This window comes from Robbsia andropogonis, from assembly GCF_034047095.1.
Classification (GTDB): Bacteria; Pseudomonadota; Gammaproteobacteria; order Burkholderiales; family Burkholderiaceae; genus Robbsia; species Robbsia andropogonis.
Genome location: NZ_CP139170.1, coordinates 1,719,371 through 1,735,632, shown reverse-complemented (window position 1 = coordinate 1,735,632; position 16,262 = coordinate 1,719,371). Strand labels below are relative to the sequence as shown.

Here is a 16,262-nt window from a genome sequence, read left to right as displayed (position 1 = left end):
CAACGGGGCTAACGGCTAGTCCCTAGCTTCGAGGGCGCATAACCCGTGCCCTCCGAGATACTGATTAGACCGGCCATAACAAGGATAAAAATGAAAATATTTGGCTGGGAAATTAACAAGTCAGCTAAGAGCAAGGCACCTGTCGGCACGTCGGCTATAGGTGGTCCGGGTAGTGGTGGCTTCATACGCGAGCCCTACATCGGAGCCTGGCAGCAGAACAAATCCCTCACTACCCGCGACGGTATGCTAGCTAGCTCCGCCGTGTTTTCGTGCGTGGACCTCATTTCGTCTGACGTCTCTAAGCTGCGTATCAAGTACGTCAAGCTAACAGACGGCGTGTGGCAGGAGGCGTCAGCGCCGCGATTTACCGCCGTACTGCGCAAGCCTAACGCGTACCAGACCCGCTCACAATTTATCAAAGCATGGGTTTCTAGCAAGCTAACGCACGGGAATACATACGTCTTACTCGGTCGTAATAACCTAGGCGTAGTGATTTCAATGGACGTGCTCAACCCTAAGTACGTCGTCCCTCTCGTCGCTCTTGACGGCTCAGTGTACTACCAAGTGACGATGTCCCCGTTACAGGTCACACCCGTAGAGGCCGTCGTTATTCCGGCGCGGGACATCATTCACGACCGGGGCGTGACGTCCTGGCATCCGCTAGTTGGTATGACGCCTATCGCGGCCTGTGCATCGGCTATCTGTCTCGCAGAAGGTATTACGACCAATTCGGCGGCGTTCTTCGCCAACGGCGCAAAACCCGGCGCGTTTCTTTCGGCTCCCGGCGCGATAGGCGACGAGACGGCGAAGCGACTAAAAGCGACCATTGACGCGAACTACACCGGCACTGGTGCCGGCAAGACGTTAGTAGGCGGTGACGGGTTGACTTATCAGCCTATGACCATGACGGGCACCGATGCACAGCTAATCGAACAGCTTAATTGGACTGCCCTGGACGTGGCCCGATGCTTTCACGTTCCCGGCCATAAGATCGGAATTGAAAGCGGTGGGAAGTCGGTTAGCAGTGCGTCTATCTACGAGGCTATGTACTACTCGGACTGTCTCCAGGCTTACCTGGAGGCTATCGAACTCTTGCTAGATGACTCCTTCGCTGTACCCGACACCGCCGGGTTCGAGTTTGACACGACGGGCCTAATGCGGATGGACGAGGCCGCCAGGCACTCTGCTAATGCAACGTCAGTCGGCGCGGGCGTGATGTCTCCAAATGAGGCGCGGGCGACTCTCGGTCTCGCCCCGGTCAAAGGTGGCGACACCCCGTACCTACAGGCCCAGTGGATTCCCTTGTCGATGCTCCAAGAACGCGCCGCGCAGCCTGCCACTACGACTCCGGCCGGCGAGAAGATCGGCGGCAACCCAACTACGACGGACAGCGACCCGCCGCCCACGCAAGACAACACACAGGCGGACGACTCCGCAGAATCTGGAGGCTCCGATGACTGACCTAGTCACGCTTGACGACGCAAAGGAACAGCTTAGGCTAGATGGCACCGACGAGGATACGTACGTTGCTTCCCTTGTAACTGCTGCATCCGCAACCGTGGTCGATTACGTGAAGTCCACCGATGCCCAAGCATGGACAGCCGAAACGGTGCCCGCTCTAGCTCGTGTAGCGGTTCTCCTGGTACTCGCCAGCTTGTACGCCGACCGCGAAGGCGGAACGGACCCCATCGGTGTAGCCGTGCAGTCCCTTTTAATGCGGGTCCGGGACCCGGCTCTGCAATGAAGGCCGGCACGCTCAATACGCGCGTCTCGCTCCAACGCAAAGGCGGCAAAGACGACCTTGGCGGCCCCACCAACGCCTGGACGGAATACGCCAAAGCGTGGGCTAACTTAGCCCTGCTGTCAGGCAAGGAAACCGCGTCCGGTAGTTCCTCCGTGTCTACAGGCAACGGGAGTATTCGCATTCGATACCGAACGGACGTAACGGCGGCGGATCGCGTCATAGCCGGTACCCTGGTATTCAACGTCGTAGCAGTGTTGCCCGATATCAATGGGCGCGACCATACCGACCTGGTCGTAACTGTGGGAGCGAACAATGGGGGCTGAGGCAATCATCTATGCGGCCCTTCAGGACCTCGCAGGCGGTAACGTATATCCCGACATCGCACCCGAGGGAACCGGAAAGCCATACATCGTCTATTTCGCAGTCGGAGGGAATTCCTTCCCGGTATTGAACGGAAAAACGCCCGCCACGCGTAACCAACGCATGCGAATAAACACCTGGGCAGAATCCCGGCTGGCCGCCAGTGAATTGATGGACGCGGTGTTTTCCGCCGTGGTTAACCCGTCCGTGCAGGCTGTGCCTATCGGCGGACCCAGTAGCACCTATGAAAGCGATACGCTCCTCTATGGGTCGTCGTTCGATTTCTCCATAACATATAAAAACTAAAACATGACATCCACCGCATTGTCCGCCCAAGGTACCGACATCGGCTATAGCCTGACGAATACCGGCACGCCTACCTATACCGAAGTTGTGAACGTAACCGACGTATCGGGTTTCGACGGCACAGCTACCGAAATCGATGTCACGGATTTAAAATCAACAGGAAAAGAAAAACGCATCGGTCTGCAAGACTGGGGGAATGTTTCTCTTACTACCAATATCAACCTGTCTGAATCGCCCCGGGTATCGAGTTGGCCGGTTGGGTTAAGTTAAAACAGCTTCCTGGGACTCGTGGGCGATTTTACGCCAGTAATTTGCTTCAGCTTCTGCCGGTGGGATGTACCCGATAGGTTCGAGCAGTCGAATATGGTTGAACCAGTGCACCCATTGCAGCGTAGCCAGCTCTAGCGATTCCCTCGTTTTCCACGGCGCTCGACGGTGAATCAGTTCCGTTTTGTACAAGCCGTTGATGGTCTCGGCGAGCGCATTATCGTAACTGTCGCCGCGACTGCCAACCGACGGTTCGATGCCAGCCTCAGCGAGGCGCTCGGTGTATCGAATGGATACGTATTGGGACCCCCTATCCGAATGATGTATGAGAGCATCCGACGCAGCAGGCTGACGGTCATATAACGCTTGCTCCAAGGCATCAAGAACGAAGTCTGTGCGCATCGTGCGGCTCAATCGCCAACCGACGATGCGCCGCGCGAAGACATCGATGACGAATGCGACATACACCCATCCTTGCCACGTCGAGACATAGGTAAAGTCCGACACCCATAGCTGGTTCGGGCGCTGCGCTCTGAACACGCGTTGAACCCGGTCAAACGGGCATGATGCTGATGTGTCTGGCGTCGTGGTACGCACCGTCTTGCCACGTCGCGCGCCTTGCAAACCTCGACGCTTCATCAGCCGTTCGACCGTACAGCGCGCAACACGGATGCCTTCGCGGTTCATCTGCTTCCAGACCTTGTCGGCACCATAAACCTGCCAATTCGCGTTCCAGACTCGCTCAATCTCTGCCATGAGCACGTCGTCGCGCTGAGCCCGCTCGCACCGCAGCGCCGGGTTGCGCTGCCGAGCAGCATGGCGTCTATAGCACGACGGGGCAATCTGCAAGACTTTGCAAATGGGCTCGACCCCGTATGCATCGCGATGCCGGTCTATATACGCCTTCACGACTTCAAGCGGCGGTCGAGCTCCGCCTGCGCGAAAAACGCGCTGGCCGTCTTCAAAATATCGTTGGCGCGGCGCAGTTCCTTGACCTCGCGTTCCAGCGCCTTCAGGCGCTCCCGTTCGTCGCTGGACAGACCTTCACGCTGCCCTTTGTCGACCTCGTCGCGCTTCACCCAATCCAACAACGTCTGCGGCACGCAGCCTATCTTCGGCGCGATGGACTCGACTGCTGCCCACAACGACGGGTATTCGCCACGGTGCTCCTGCACCATGCGCACCGCGCGCTCGCGCATCTCTGGGGAAAATTTGTTTGTCTTGGTCATGGCACTATTCTCTCAAGAATTGGTGCCAACTCAAAACCCGGGGCGATTCAGTCCGAGCCGTCTCACGCGGCCTTATTGGCAGCTAAAAAAGCGGCTACGCTGCTCTATTGGCAAGTGGCACTTTCTGATGGCACGAAAATTACATTTGCCGCTTATGTGAAGTCGTTCCCGATCGCGGCCAAAGTAGACGGCGTATATACCGGGACTATCGCCTTGACGATCACTGGAGATATCACCGTTGCCGTCGCTGGTGCCTAATAAGGACGTTGACGCGGCCGTACAATTCTATATGGAAGAAGTTCGTCGCGTCGCCCTACCCCAAATTAAAGCCCTCCTAGAAGCGGCGAAGGAAAAGAATGAAGCCCCTAAATCGTGAATCGTTCCTGGCCGCTGCCACACCGCACGCACGCGACTTTACGCCGCCGGCACTGGGCCAAGTAGTTCGTATCCGCAAGCTAACAGGCGCGGGTCGCGACACGTTCCGTACTACCGTCGAAGGTGGGGATAAAACGCTCAGCTTTTTTGAGGCTGCTGTGGTCGTTATGGCTTTGGTAGACGAGCACGACGCGCCGCTGTTCGCAGTAGAGGACATCGCTTTGCTTCGCGACAGACTCGACAGCGTCGTTATCTCTCAGCTTGCAGCGGAAGCGCTGGCCCTTAACAAAATCGGCCCAGCCGCCGAAGAAGCGGCAGCAAAAAACTAAGGGCCAGTCCGGAACGCCGCATGTGGTTCCGGCTGGCTTTATCTCTCGGTAGTACCGTGTCGGAACTTCAGGCCCGGATGTCGTCTGACGAATTCGGGGAGTGGCTTGCGTTCTATTCAATAGAGCCCTTCGGCCCTGCGATGGACGACGTACGTATGGGTACAGTCGCCAGCACGGTCGCGAACTTTAACCGGGCTCCAAACACTGATCCGTTTAAGCCTTCCGACTTCGCGCCTTGGCTGCTTCCTCCTCCGGAGAAGAAAGCCCCTCCGAGTGCGGAAGCAGTCGCAGTAGCGGTATTCGGTGTCCCCCTTGCAGAGTTAAAGGCCAAGGGCACTAGGACATTTACGCTATCGAGACCTAAACATGCCTAAGTCATTTTCCGTCGATAACCCCGGCGCGCTTGAGGAACAAATCCGCGCACTAGAAGAAGGGTTATCCGAGTCAACGTTGCGCAAAACGGGCGCAGCAATGGCGACCGAATTTAAAAACGAGGTGGCCCTACGCGTCCCAAAGGATACCGGCGACCTCGCAACGGGATTGACTGTTTTCTACGACAAAGAAGACAGCGTTACCGGAAAGATTGCGACCTACGTGGTCGCGTTTGTCGGAGACACCGCAGCGCGTGGCCCCAAAAACCGGAAGGTGTCCCGCCGCGCCCTAGCTGGTTGGTTAGAAAACGGCCGTTCAAAGATGGCCGCAAAACCTTTCGTCACCCCTGCATACGAGGCCGCTAGACAGCGCGCCGCTGAAGTCGCGCAGGAAAAGCTACTGGAGGCAGTAGCGAAAAAGCCCTAACTACTGGAGTCCCTGATGGCACAGAGCAATAACAATACGACCATCAAGGTATCGGTAGATGCCTCCGGGGTACAGTCTGGAGTCAATCAGCTAAAGGCGAGCGGTGCCCAAGCTAACGCGACTATGGACGCGATGGCAAAACGAGCCGCGCAAGTAGACGCGGCCATGAAAGAGGCCGCCGCTAATGGATTCGAACTCAACGCCCGCGCGGCGAAGCGCCTAGTAGACCAGTACAACCAGTTAGAAGCCACGGCCGGCAAAACTCGCCTGGAAATTCTAAACCAGCGTGCCGCCTCTTCAGGGGTGGTCAATGCTTTTACCGCACAAGCGGAAGCAATTAAAGCTGCGTCCAGCGCTACACACAGCTTTACCATGGACAGCACAGCCGCGCGGCGCGAAATGCTGGTCATGGCACACGAAGCATCCCAGGGTAGCTGGTCAAAGCTGGGTGGATCTCTGATGGTATTCGGAGAGGCTACCGACGCACTCAGCAAGGTTATGTCTCCGCTTGGTGCATCCCTGGGCATAGTCGCTGCTGCTGCCGCCCTCTTTGGCTACAAGATCATATCCGGGGCGGCAGCGTTCGATACGCTTAACAAGTCGGCAATGCTCACCAATGGCTACCTGGGCCTCACGACAGGACAGCTAAAGCTAATGTCCGAGTCGTTAGCCGGTACGTCAACCCCACTGAAAACCGTAGAAGAAGCAATGACGGGTCTGGTCCGGAGCGGTCAGATATCAGGAGAAATGCTCGCTGACGTCACACGCGCAACCGTGAATTTTGCGCACGACACAGGCGAGGAAGTAGATAAAGTCGTAGAGACTATGGTTAAGTTCTCTAAGGACCCTAAGAAGGCCCTGGAGGAACTACAAGGACAATACCATCTATTCACTGCCGCTCAAGCACAGGTCATCGAAGGTTACATCCGCGCTGGCGATGAGGCGGCCGCTTATAAGGCAGTAGTCGATGGTTTGAACGCGTCACACGATCGATTCAAAACAAACGCGGAAGCAAATATAGGTTATATCGGTAAGTTGTGGCGGGGCCTAAGCAAGCTCGCCACCGATATGGGAAACGATCTTGCACACGCGGGGGTCCAGGCCACCGATGCAGAAAAACTCAACGATGCGCTAAAACGCCAGGCGGGCTTAAAGATCGCTGTGGCCCAGCTTGATAAAAACGGGAACTCGGATGCCTTCGGTTATCGTGACAAGCTTAAGCAGGCTAACGACGATGTAGCAGCCCTCCAGAAAACTACCGCCGCACAGAAGGCAGCAGCAGCCGCACAAGCAGATATAGCACGCAAGGGTGACGGTGTCGTAGCTGCTAACACGTATCTTGACAGTACAAAATACGCAAGTCCGACACGTCAGCGTGACCAGGAAATACAAGCTGAGAATGTGGCTTATCAAAAGGCCATAAAAGACCTAGACGCGAGTGGTACCGAACGCGAACAGGTGGAAAAGCGGCACCAGGAAAACCTCGCTCAGATACGTAGCCAGTACGCAAAGAAGACCACTAGTGACAATGGGAATAATGCAGTACTGGCACGACTCCGTGGAGAGAACCAGCTTACAGAAGCGGAGGAAAAACGGTCAGCCGCAGTACTGAAGGGTTTGCGCGACGCGAACCTAATCGACGCTGACGAGTATTTCCGTAGATTGCATGATATCCAAGCATCAGCACTTGATCAGGAAATCAAGAACGCTGCTACTCAGATAGACATTGCTAAACGTAAAAAGGAAAAGGCAGCAGCAGAGACCGCACAGGCTGAGTATGAAAAGCTGGTGGTACAGCGCAAGAAGGTGGATGACGATTTAACGTCAGCCCTAGCGACCAATGCAGCAAAACGCGCTGCCGATATCAAGAAGTACCAGGACGACCAAACAGACCGTGTAGTTAAACAACAAAGGGGCTACCAACAAGAAGATAAATCCCGTTACCTTTCCCCTACCGATAATAAGACGTATCAGGAAAGCCTAAGATTATACGAACAAAACCAGCAAGACCTAGCGTCGCTACGCGATAAGTACTCCAAGCATCAAATTGACTCTACGGAATACGATGCAGAGGTTACTGCGGCGCAGTCTGCGTACAACCAGGAGACCGCGTTACTTCAGCAGCATTTAGACAATGAACTTGCGGTACGCAACAGCTATACAGCCCAGGTTAAGCTAGCAAACCGAGATATTTTGGGCGATGGGACGACGTCTGCGGAGGCCGTGGGGCAGGCATACCGGTCCACTTGGGATACTGCTACCTCTGCATTAGAAACTGCCCTCACAACAGGCAAATTCAGCTTTTCTTCATTCACGGCCAGCATTCTCCAGGATCTAACAAAAATCCTACTGAAGTGGTCCGAAATGAGCGCCCTACAAGCCTTCTTAGGCGCGGGCAGCGGGAGTAGCGGGACATCCGCACTTTTCGGCATCGCGTCCACAGTCGTAGGAGCCGTCGCAGGCGGTAGCAGCGGCGCGTCGTCTTCTGTTGGATCTAATACATACGGTTTCCACTTGGCGACCGGAGGCAACGTGACAGGCCCAGGCACCAGCACGAGCGATAGTATCCCGGCGATGCTCTCCAATGGCGAATACGTCATCAATGCTAAGGCCGCGTCTCAGCATAAGAACTTGCTTGACGCCATTAACTACGGTGGCGTAGGTCGGTTCGCTACGGGAGGCGCAGTAGGTAGCATCGCACCTACAGCGTCCTCCGGGTCGGTGACGCACACCACGTCGCTACAGTTGAACTTACAACAAGGCAACAGCGGTGGCGGTCTAACTGAGCAAGATGTCGCGGCCCTGGCTCCGATGTTTCAAAACTTGATTGATAAGCGACTTAACCAAAAGATGAACGGCCAAGGCGGATACGCGTACCGGATTCGTCACAACCAAATCTAAGGAGGGTAAATGACTACCCAGACATTCACCTGGACACCCTCATTAGACGCATCAGGCGATACAAACTACTCCGTCTTATCCGCACAGTTCGGAGACGGCTACAGTCAGGTAATTCCAGATGGCATCAATAACGCTGCCGATTCGTGGCCACTTACGTTCGTGGGAAGTGGTGACACGATCAGAGCTATAAAGACATTCCTAGACGACACGCAAGGCGCGACATCCTTTTATTGGACTCCTCCTCTTAGGACTACTGCCGGACTTTTCCGGTGCGTTAAACCTAATATCCAGGCGAACGGAGGGGACACCTACACGCTCACCGTCACATTCAACGAGGCATTTAGCCCATGACTACAGTAACAGACGTCGTCTTTGGCGCTGCCTCGGACGGCTCACAAGGCGACACAGTACGCATAGGCTTTACCAAGGTAAATCAGAATATTCAAGCCCTAAATACTGGGAAAGCGGATATTTCCGGGGCAGACTTCACGGGCGACGTCAGCACCGAGGGCGCATTTACGGCAACGAAGAAGGTGACAGCGAGCGGTGGACTCAATGTGACAGGAGAGGCTTCGTTTGCGCAGCGACCAACCTACGCAGGCAAGACGGCGTACGACACAGGTAATCTTGATTTAACGCCGTACGCAAAGCTGTCGGGCGCGTCCTTCGCCGGGGATGTATCAACTACTGGGAAACTGTCTGCGGCTACTTTAGCAGTCGCGGGAACAGCGACTTTCACTCAGCGACCGATTTATGCAGGGTATTCGCCATGGGACGGTGGCAACCTGAAGACACCCGTCGATGCCGGATCGGATGCAACCATCCAAGCGGGGCGAACCGCGTTAGCTCAGGGTCGCACTTTGCTTTCTTCTCAGACATTCGCAGTAGGTTCGGGCGTCAGCGCAGTCGGTTTTGATTTATCGTCTACAGAATTTGATGATTACGAAATCGAATTTTCAGGCGTTCAAAGCGACGTATCTAATCAGGGTCTTCTTGTTCAGTTCGGCATTTCCGGTCAATCTGGATACGACTCGTCATCGTCATATACGTCGCTTTATCGTTATATGTCGCAACCTTCGGCATCAGGGGTTGTATCTGATAACGGCCAATGCTTTTTGGCAAATCCTTATTTCCTGTTTATGACGATTTATTCGATCGCATCAGGAACTTCGGTATCCAAAGCGTCCTCGGGAGACGGTTCCATAATCCTACGGAATATGAAAGCGACATCACTCTTCAAGAAAATTTCGTTCGAATACAACCAAGTTACTGATGGTGGGTCTCTAGTGAGTGGACAGGGGCACGGTTTCTACTTTGGATCAACCGGTGCCATCTCAAAAATTCAACTCTATCTGAATGGGACCGGCGTCAAGATGACAGGCCGCTTCTCCCTATACGGGATAAAGCGATGATGACCTACCTCATGCTCTACGGTCGCCCGAAACCGTTATGACAATACTAGCCGACATACAACAGCAAGAGCCTGGCGCAAAGGTAGAAGTCTACGAATTAGATTGTACGGAACTTGGTGGCGATATTCTGAGATTCCATCCTCATCTGCAATCGGGCCCTATTTACTGGCAAGGAAATCAATACAACCCCTGGCCCGTACAGTCTGAGGGGTTTGAGCGAACTGGCGACGAAAGCCAGCCCACCCCAACTGTCACGGTGGGCAATGTAGACCGCTCTATTTCGGTCCTCTGCATGGCCCTGGGCGATATGGTCGGCGCAAAATTTTACCGCCGCCGTACCCTCGTCAAATACCTCGATTCCGAGAACTTCCCAGCCCTTAACCCTACTGCTGACCCTACCGCTGAGATGCCGGTCGAGCAATGGCAGATAGAGCAAAAGACGAACGAGGACGACATCAGTGTGGAATTCACCCTGTCATCGCCGCTCGATTTCGCCGGCCGTCAGCTTCCGAATCGTCAGGTAGTCGCGAATCTCTGCCAATGGGATTACAGAGGGACTATCTGCGGCTGGGCAGGGCTTACGTACTTCGACAAAAACAATACCGCGACGACAGACCCCAGCGCTGATGCGTGTTCTAAGCGCTTGTCCGGCTGTAAATGTCGGTTCGGTGATAACGCACCATTACCGTATGGGGGCTTTCCGTCAGCGGGTCTAACCTCGACTCTATGATTACCGACGAATTGCGACAGCAGATCGCAAAGCATGCATTAGATGAGTATCCGAGAGAAAGTTGCGGTCTCGTCGTGAACGGAGAATACATCCGTTGCGATAACGCCAGCCCGACGCCTCTGGAAGACTTCACAATCTCCGAACAGCAGTACGCGGCAGCGGAGGACCAGGGCGATATTCAGGCCCTTGTCCATTCCCACCCAGGCGGCAATCCACGCCCTTCCGATGCGGACCTCGTGGTTTGCGAGGGGCTCCAGATTCCACTCTGGGTAATCGTCAGTCTGGGCCACCAGGCAGACGGCTCCGTAGACATCGATGCCTGGCACGAGTTCGGGCCGAGTGGGTATGAGGCACCGCTTATCGGATGCCAATTCTCCCACGGCGTCAACGACTGCTATGGGCTGGTACGGCGGTACTACAAAGCCAAGTACGAAATTGCCTTGCCCGACTTCCCGCGTAGTGGTCCCTGGTGGGACGACGGAAAGTCTGACCTCTACACGCAGGGCTTCCCCAAGGCAGGCTTTACCGCCCTTTCCTTGAGTACCGAACCGCAACCCGGCGACGTACTGCTCATGAAGATCCGCAGCAAGAATAACGTACCGAATCATGCTGCGGTCTACATAGGCGAAGACACCATCTTGCACCATATGTACGGCCGGCTCTCCGGGCGGGAATCCCTTCCGCGCTATCGCGACTACGTCACGCACATCCTACGTCATAACGAGGTACCTAATGGAAAAGCCTAGCGTTATCCGGCTGTATGGGTATCTCGGTGCGAAGTTCGGCCGAGTCCATCGGTTCGTTATCTCTAGTCCAGCCGACGCCATCCGCGCACTTGTGCGTATGGTCCCCGGCTTTGAGCGGGAACTGATGACGGCAAAGGATCGTGGCGTTCGGTATTCGATATTCGTAGATAAGCTGAACATCCCAGAGGACACCCTGGCCTACCCGTCTGGTGGCTCGGATGTTCGGATTGCTCCCGTAGCTCACGGGCGTAAAGCGGGGCTCTGGCAGACGATTGCGGGTGCGGCTCTGTTCGTGGTCGGCGCGGTCTCAACTTACTTCGGCAATGCGTACGGCCCATCCATGATGGCTATGGGCGCAAGTATGGCCCTCGGCGGTATCGCGCAGATGCTTACTCGTCAGCCGTCGTCCAACACCGGCACGTCGAAGACTTCGTATTACTTCTCGGGTGCGGAGAACAACACATCACAGGGTGGCCCCGTGCCTCTGCTGTACGGTCGTATGCGGGTGGGCTCGACCGTTCTTAGCGAATCAATTTTAGCCACGGACACGTAAATGACGAGAATCGTAGCGGGCAGCAAGGGCGGTTCCAGCAGCACCGCCACGGAAGCGTCTGACACTCTTAGCAGCACCGCAAATGCGCAAATCCTAGACCTCATATCTGAAGGGCCGTGCTACGGTCCTGCCAATGGGACTATCGGTGCATCAACCTATTTGAACGATACGCCGCTACAAAACGCGGACGGGTCGTATAACTTTAATGTTGCCTCTGAAGACTACCGCGTAGGAACGATCGATCAAGACTACATATCAGGTTTTGACACGTCCGCGAGTGAGGTAACTGTAGGCGTTGAACTTAAGGCTGTGACGCCTTGGGTGCATACGGTCACTAACCTCGCGCTGGACGCTCTCCGGGTAACGCTTAGCGTCAACGCGCTTTCCCAGCAGGATCAAAAATCAGGCGATATAAACGGCTACCGAGTCGCCTATCAGGTCCAGCTATCGGTAGATGATGGTGCGTTCTCTGCTGTGATCGATACGGCATTCGATGGCAAGGCGTCCAGCACATACACGCGTTCACATCGTATTGATTTGAAGGGCGCAGTATCACATTACACGATCCGCGTAGTTCGCACGACGGCGGATGCAACCACATCATTCATTCAAGATACGACGAACATCGTCAGCTATGCGGAACTAGTAGACGCCAAGCTGCGCTACCCCATGAGCGCCTTGGTCGCGTTTGCGGTGGACGCGACAGAGTTTTCCACAGTCCCCACTCGATCGTACGACTGGAAGGGCCTTTTGATCAAGTACCCCTCAAATTATGACCCCGACACACGAACGTATGCCGGCACTTGGGACGGTACGTTTATCACCGGCTGGACCGATAACCCGGCTTGGATTTTCTATGATCTCGTTCTCAACTCGGTATACGGCTTGGGCCGCTGGATCGACGCGTCTATGGTCGATCGATATTCGCTTTACTCAATTGCTCAGTACTGCGATGTTTTTGTTTCGGACGGTGCGGGCGGCACTGAGCCCAGGTTTCGCTGCAATTGCTATATCCAGACGCGGGCCGACGCTTACAAGGTACTACAGGACCTAGCAAGCGTGTTCCGAGGGATGGCGTACTGGGCTAACTCGTCCGTCACCGCTACGGCGGATATGCCTTTCGATCCTGCCTATATTTACACGCAAGCCAACGTCGTTGATGGAAAGTTTAAGTACGTAGGTTCGTCGCTAAAGACTCGTTACACCGTAGCCTTGGTCACATGGAACGATCCCGACAATGCCTATCAACAGGCGGTCGAGTACGTAGAAGACGCGGACGGCGTCGCGCGCTACGGAATCAACAAGGCCGAGACAATAGCCTTTGGATGCACCAGTCGGTCACAGGCCCAGCGCGTCGGCCAGTGGACACTCATCACGTCACGATACGAGACAAACACCGTCACGTTTTCCACTGGCCTGGATGGCACTGTAGCAATGCCGGGGCAGATTATCGAGATAGCCGACGCGGGCCGTGCCGGTCGGCGTATGGCTGGTCGTATCCGTTCGGTAACGTCCATCACGCAGATAACGGTGGATCGGGCCATGCCGGAGGCCACAGTAGGCGACACGCTTACGCTGATGCTGCCATCGGGAAAGGCGGAGACGCAGACGATCCAGGCTATCGACGGCCAAACCTTCACGACGGTATCGCCCTACTCGGTTCTTCCGGTGAGCGGTGCGGTATGGTTGGTCGAAAGCGCTACGGTCCAATCACAACTATTCCGGGTCTCGTCGGTAAAGGATCAGGGCGGCATCACCTTTGAGATTACCGCCACCCAGCACGAGCCGTCTAAGTACGCGGTAGTTGATGACGGTGCGGCCTTCGACTTGCGGCCTGTCAGCGATAGCACCGTGAACGTTCAAGCCGCGCCTACCGGCATTACGGTTAGCCAGTACGTCATCGTGGATCAAGGCATTGCCAAGACGAATATGACAATTGCCTGGCAGGCTCCTAAGAATGCTGTCGCTTATACGGTGCAGTGGCGTCGCGGGAGCGGCGACTGGGTAACAGCGGGGACGACAGGCGGTACATCAATCGACGTACAAGGTATCTACACTGGTCAGTACCTTGCCCGCGTCCGCGCTGTCAATGGTATCGGTATTGCCTCACCCTATGGCTATTCCGTCCTAACGACGCTCGCCGGCAAAACAGGCGAACCTCCCAGCGTCGCGGCCCTCACAGCAACCACGGACCAAGTCCTGGCAATTGATATTGGCTGGTCTTTTCCGTCCGGTGCTGATGACACAGCTTACACGGAACTGTACTACAGCAAGACGTCAGGCTTCGACAGTGCCTCGCAGTTAGGCATGTACAGCTATCCGACGAACTCGGCCCAGCTTCTTAACCTTGCGTCGGGATCTCGTCTATTCTTTTGGGCACGTCTGGTGGACACATCAGGCAATGTTGGTCCGTGGTATCCGGATGGCGTGGGCGTCCAGGGCCAAAGCACCGCAGACGGTACAGTGATCGCAAGTTACTTAGCTGGTTTGATCGGTCAGACCCAGCTTTCACAGGACCTCCAGGCCACTATTGGCGACGTTCCGAACATCAAGCAAAGCGTTTCGGATGCGCAAGAGGCACTAGCTGCTGAAGTACAGGCGCGCGGCGTCGCTATTTCGTCGGAGCAATCGTCACGACAGGACGCGGATAGCGCGCTGAGTGAGCGCATAGATAGCGTCGGCGCAGCAGTCAACGCTAATAACGCCCTGATCACTTCGGAACAATCGGCACGGGTAGACGGTGATACAGCCCTCGGCCAGCGCATCGACGCCGTATCGGCCTCAGTAGTAATTCCGGAAATGGCTGGGAGTATGGATGACTACGCGGGAGCGGAAGAAGTCTATGCGGGCGTGTACTCGGAGCAATCTGCGCGAGCCGAGGCTGATCTAGCCTTGGGCACACGGATTGATGGTGTATCGGCAAGCGTCACTCAGAACAACGCGACTTTACAGGCTCAAATTACTTCGGAGTCCGATGCTAGAGCTACCGGAGATTCTGCCCAAGCCCAACAGATAACGACAGTTCAGGCACAAGTCGCAGACAACTCGGCGGCGGTTCAGACCGTCTCCACATCATACGCAGACTTGAACGGTGCATTATCTGCTTCCTACACCATAAAAACGCAAGTGACCTCTGGGGGTCTTACGTACGTCGCGGGGATCGGTGTAGGAATCGACAACAGTACCGGAGTCATTCAATCGCAGGTGCTTGTATCAGCCGACCGATTTGCCGTTATCAACTCAACTACCGGCACAGGCATTACCGCTCCGTTCATTGTTCAGAACGGTCAGGTTGTCCTAGCTACTGCAATGATCGGCAATGGGTATATCACCAACGCAATGATCGGGGCATACATTCAAAGTGATAATTATGTCGCAGGCTCTACCGGGTGGCAGATCAGCAAGGCCGGTGTGTTCGAAATGAACGCATCGGACGGCGGCGGTGGCCGGCTAGTTATCAACGGGGCAAGCATTCGTACATTAGATCCTAACAACGTTGCTCGTGTGACGTTGGGGAGGATTAGTTAATGTCTGTGTATGGCCTGGAGATAAGGGACGCAAACAACAATGTAACGCTCTCGGTAAGCGATCGAATCACTAGACAAATCGGGTCTTTCAATACGGGCACTGGCTCGGGTAGTTTGTCTGTCGGCGTTGCTGGGACGGTGTGGTTTGCCGTCATTGATTCGGTGCCAACTGCATCACAGTCCACTCTACCGCCTAACGTTGTCGGAAGCGGATCAGTAATCCAATGGTCTCCGGCCAGTTCCTCATATCCGACTAGGTCCGTCCTAGTCATTTACGGAGTGTATTAAATTTCCGACTATGGCCTTGTGGTGATAAACGGGTCGGGGTACGTGCAGATAGACAGCACTTATAAGAATCTAGGGCTACGCGCAAAGGGTTCCGTTGTTTCTGGAGGCAGTCCTACGAATAATAGCTGGTATACAGCAACTATATCGGTATCGACTGGAAGCACGCCCGTTATAGCGGTCCGTCCGTCTAGTGGGTATGTATGCCTCGTGTCCACCGTCGTATCAAACGGAACAGCAACATACACCTACTTCTGTAGCGCGGCAGGCGTTACCGTCTCCTATTGGGTTTTTGATGACCCTGCCCTGCTTAGCCCGACGGACCCTTACGGTCTACTGGTACGTAATGCATCAGGATCGGTCGTATTTGATAGCCGGTTCGCATATATGCGCATCGTCGGTGCGTATTCCGGTGCGGAGGCCCAGGGTTCAGCCGCGCTAGATAGCGGCGTTACCTACTCATACTCCGGCACTCCTGCTGTAGTGCAATCGGCGCTTCGGCATAACTGGGCAAAGTCCGTTGTAGCCCCAGCCCCACCCTACCCCCAGATGGGCTTCTTCAACGGAGCGGCATTCTCCATTTCAGGGACGAATGTTTCGTACCAAGCTCAAACAATTAATTCGTTCTATGACAGTAGCGGCAGTGTTGTTATCGACACAACGCCCTGTAACGCCTACGCGTATCTAGTCCTAGACGTAA

At 55.2% G+C, this 16,262-nt stretch carries 17 protein-coding genes and 1 other annotated feature; of the genes, 16 read left to right on the top strand and 1 reads right to left on the bottom strand.

Annotated features, from left to right (window positions below; translation table 11 throughout):
- Positions 1 to 90 precede the first annotated feature (90 nt).
- The 5 genes from SJQ66_RS21210 to SJQ66_RS21190 are packed head-to-tail and all read left to right on the top strand — an operon-like array spanning position 91 to position 2,680.
- On the top strand, positions 91 to 1,461 hold the full coding sequence (locus tag SJQ66_RS21210; protein WP_320535283.1) for a phage portal protein: 1,371 nt from the start codon (positions 91 to 93) through the stop codon (positions 1,459 to 1,461).
- Positions 1,454 to 1,744, top strand: a complete 291-nt coding sequence (locus SJQ66_RS21205; protein ID WP_320535282.1) for a head-tail connector protein — start codon at positions 1,454 to 1,456, stop codon at positions 1,742 to 1,744. Before SJQ66_RS21210 ends, SJQ66_RS21205 begins: the two co-directional genes overlap by 8 nt.
- Positions 1,741 to 2,067: a phage head closure protein gene (locus SJQ66_RS21200; protein WP_320535281.1), complete on the top strand. Its 327-nt coding sequence runs from the start codon at positions 1,741 to 1,743 to the stop codon at positions 2,065 to 2,067. Before SJQ66_RS21205 ends, SJQ66_RS21200 begins: the two co-directional genes overlap by 4 nt.
- Positions 2,057 to 2,410, top strand: a complete 354-nt coding sequence (locus SJQ66_RS21195; RefSeq protein WP_320535280.1) for a DUF3168 domain-containing protein — start codon at positions 2,057 to 2,059, stop codon at positions 2,408 to 2,410. Before SJQ66_RS21200 ends, SJQ66_RS21195 begins: the two co-directional genes overlap by 11 nt.
- Positions 2,411 to 2,413: 3 nt before the next feature.
- Entirely contained in the window at positions 2,414 to 2,680 is a 267-nt protein-coding gene (locus SJQ66_RS21190) for a phage tail tube protein (RefSeq protein WP_320535279.1), read from the top strand.
- Here the strand turns inward: SJQ66_RS21190 and SJQ66_RS21185 are convergent.
- A protein-coding gene (locus SJQ66_RS21185; protein ID WP_320534321.1) for an IS3 family transposase occupies positions 2,672 to 3,906 on the bottom strand; the annotation gives its coding sequence in 2 pieces (ribosomal slippage) (positions 2,672 to 3,618 and positions 3,618 to 3,906; 1,236 coding nt in all). The genes SJQ66_RS21190 and SJQ66_RS21185 overlap by 9 nt on opposite strands.
- Positions 3,512 to 3,628 (bottom strand) — a sequence feature (AL1L pseudoknot). It overlaps the preceding gene by 117 nt.
- Before the next feature lie 75 nt (positions 3,907 to 3,981).
- Here SJQ66_RS21185 and SJQ66_RS21180 point away from each other — a divergent pair.
- The 11 genes from SJQ66_RS21180 (at position 3,982) to SJQ66_RS21135 (ending at position 15,278) form a co-directional block, all read left to right on the top strand.
- A complete protein-coding gene (locus SJQ66_RS21180) occupies positions 3,982 to 4,164 on the top strand; it encodes a hypothetical protein (RefSeq protein ID WP_320535278.1) in 183 nt (60 codons plus the stop codon).
- Positions 4,165 to 4,262: 98 nt separating this feature from the next.
- Positions 4,263 to 4,610, top strand: coding sequence for a hypothetical protein (locus SJQ66_RS21175; RefSeq protein ID WP_320535277.1), 348 nt, complete (start codon positions 4,263 to 4,265; stop codon positions 4,608 to 4,610).
- Between the two features lie 20 nt (positions 4,611 to 4,630).
- The gene (locus SJQ66_RS29910) at positions 4,631 to 4,984 is read left to right on the top strand and encodes a phage tail assembly protein T (RefSeq protein WP_456153920.1); all 354 of its coding nucleotides are present in this window, start codon (positions 4,631 to 4,633) and stop codon (positions 4,982 to 4,984) included.
- Entirely contained in the window at positions 4,977 to 5,408 is a 432-nt protein-coding gene (locus SJQ66_RS21170; protein WP_320535276.1) for a hypothetical protein, read from the top strand. Before SJQ66_RS29910 ends, SJQ66_RS21170 begins: the two co-directional genes overlap by 8 nt.
- A gap of 15 nt (positions 5,409 to 5,423) precedes the next feature.
- The gene (locus SJQ66_RS21165; RefSeq protein ID WP_320535275.1) at positions 5,424 to 8,309 is read left to right on the top strand and encodes a phage tail length tape measure family protein; all 2,886 of its coding nucleotides are present in this window, start codon (positions 5,424 to 5,426) and stop codon (positions 8,307 to 8,309) included.
- 9 nt (positions 8,310 to 8,318) lie between these two features.
- Positions 8,319 to 8,660 carry a phage tail protein gene (locus SJQ66_RS21160; RefSeq protein ID WP_320535274.1) on the top strand — a complete coding sequence of 114 codons (342 nt, stop codon included), beginning with the start codon at positions 8,319 to 8,321 and terminating at the stop codon, positions 8,658 to 8,660.
- Positions 8,657 to 9,721, top strand: a complete 1,065-nt coding sequence (locus SJQ66_RS21155; RefSeq protein WP_320535273.1) for a hypothetical protein — start codon at positions 8,657 to 8,659, stop codon at positions 9,719 to 9,721. The genes SJQ66_RS21160 and SJQ66_RS21155 overlap by 4 nt, the downstream gene beginning before the upstream one ends.
- Positions 9,722 to 9,758: 37 nt before the next feature.
- Positions 9,759 to 10,451 (top strand): phage minor tail protein L, encoded by a 693-nt coding sequence (locus tag SJQ66_RS21150; protein ID WP_320535272.1) that lies wholly within the window; start codon positions 9,759 to 9,761, stop codon positions 10,449 to 10,451.
- Complete coding sequence (locus SJQ66_RS21145; protein ID WP_407691566.1) at positions 10,451 to 11,197, top strand: C40 family peptidase; 747 nt, start codon at positions 10,451 to 10,453, stop codon at positions 11,195 to 11,197. Before SJQ66_RS21150 ends, SJQ66_RS21145 begins: the two co-directional genes overlap by 1 nt.
- Entirely contained in the window at positions 11,184 to 11,750 is a 567-nt protein-coding gene (locus tag SJQ66_RS21140) for a tail assembly protein (RefSeq protein WP_320535270.1), read from the top strand. Before SJQ66_RS21145 ends, SJQ66_RS21140 begins: the two co-directional genes overlap by 14 nt.
- A complete protein-coding gene (locus SJQ66_RS21135; protein WP_320535269.1) occupies positions 11,751 to 15,278 on the top strand; it encodes a TipJ family phage tail tip protein in 3,528 nt (1,175 codons plus the stop codon).
- The last annotated feature ends 984 nt before the right edge of the window (positions 15,279 to 16,262 follow it).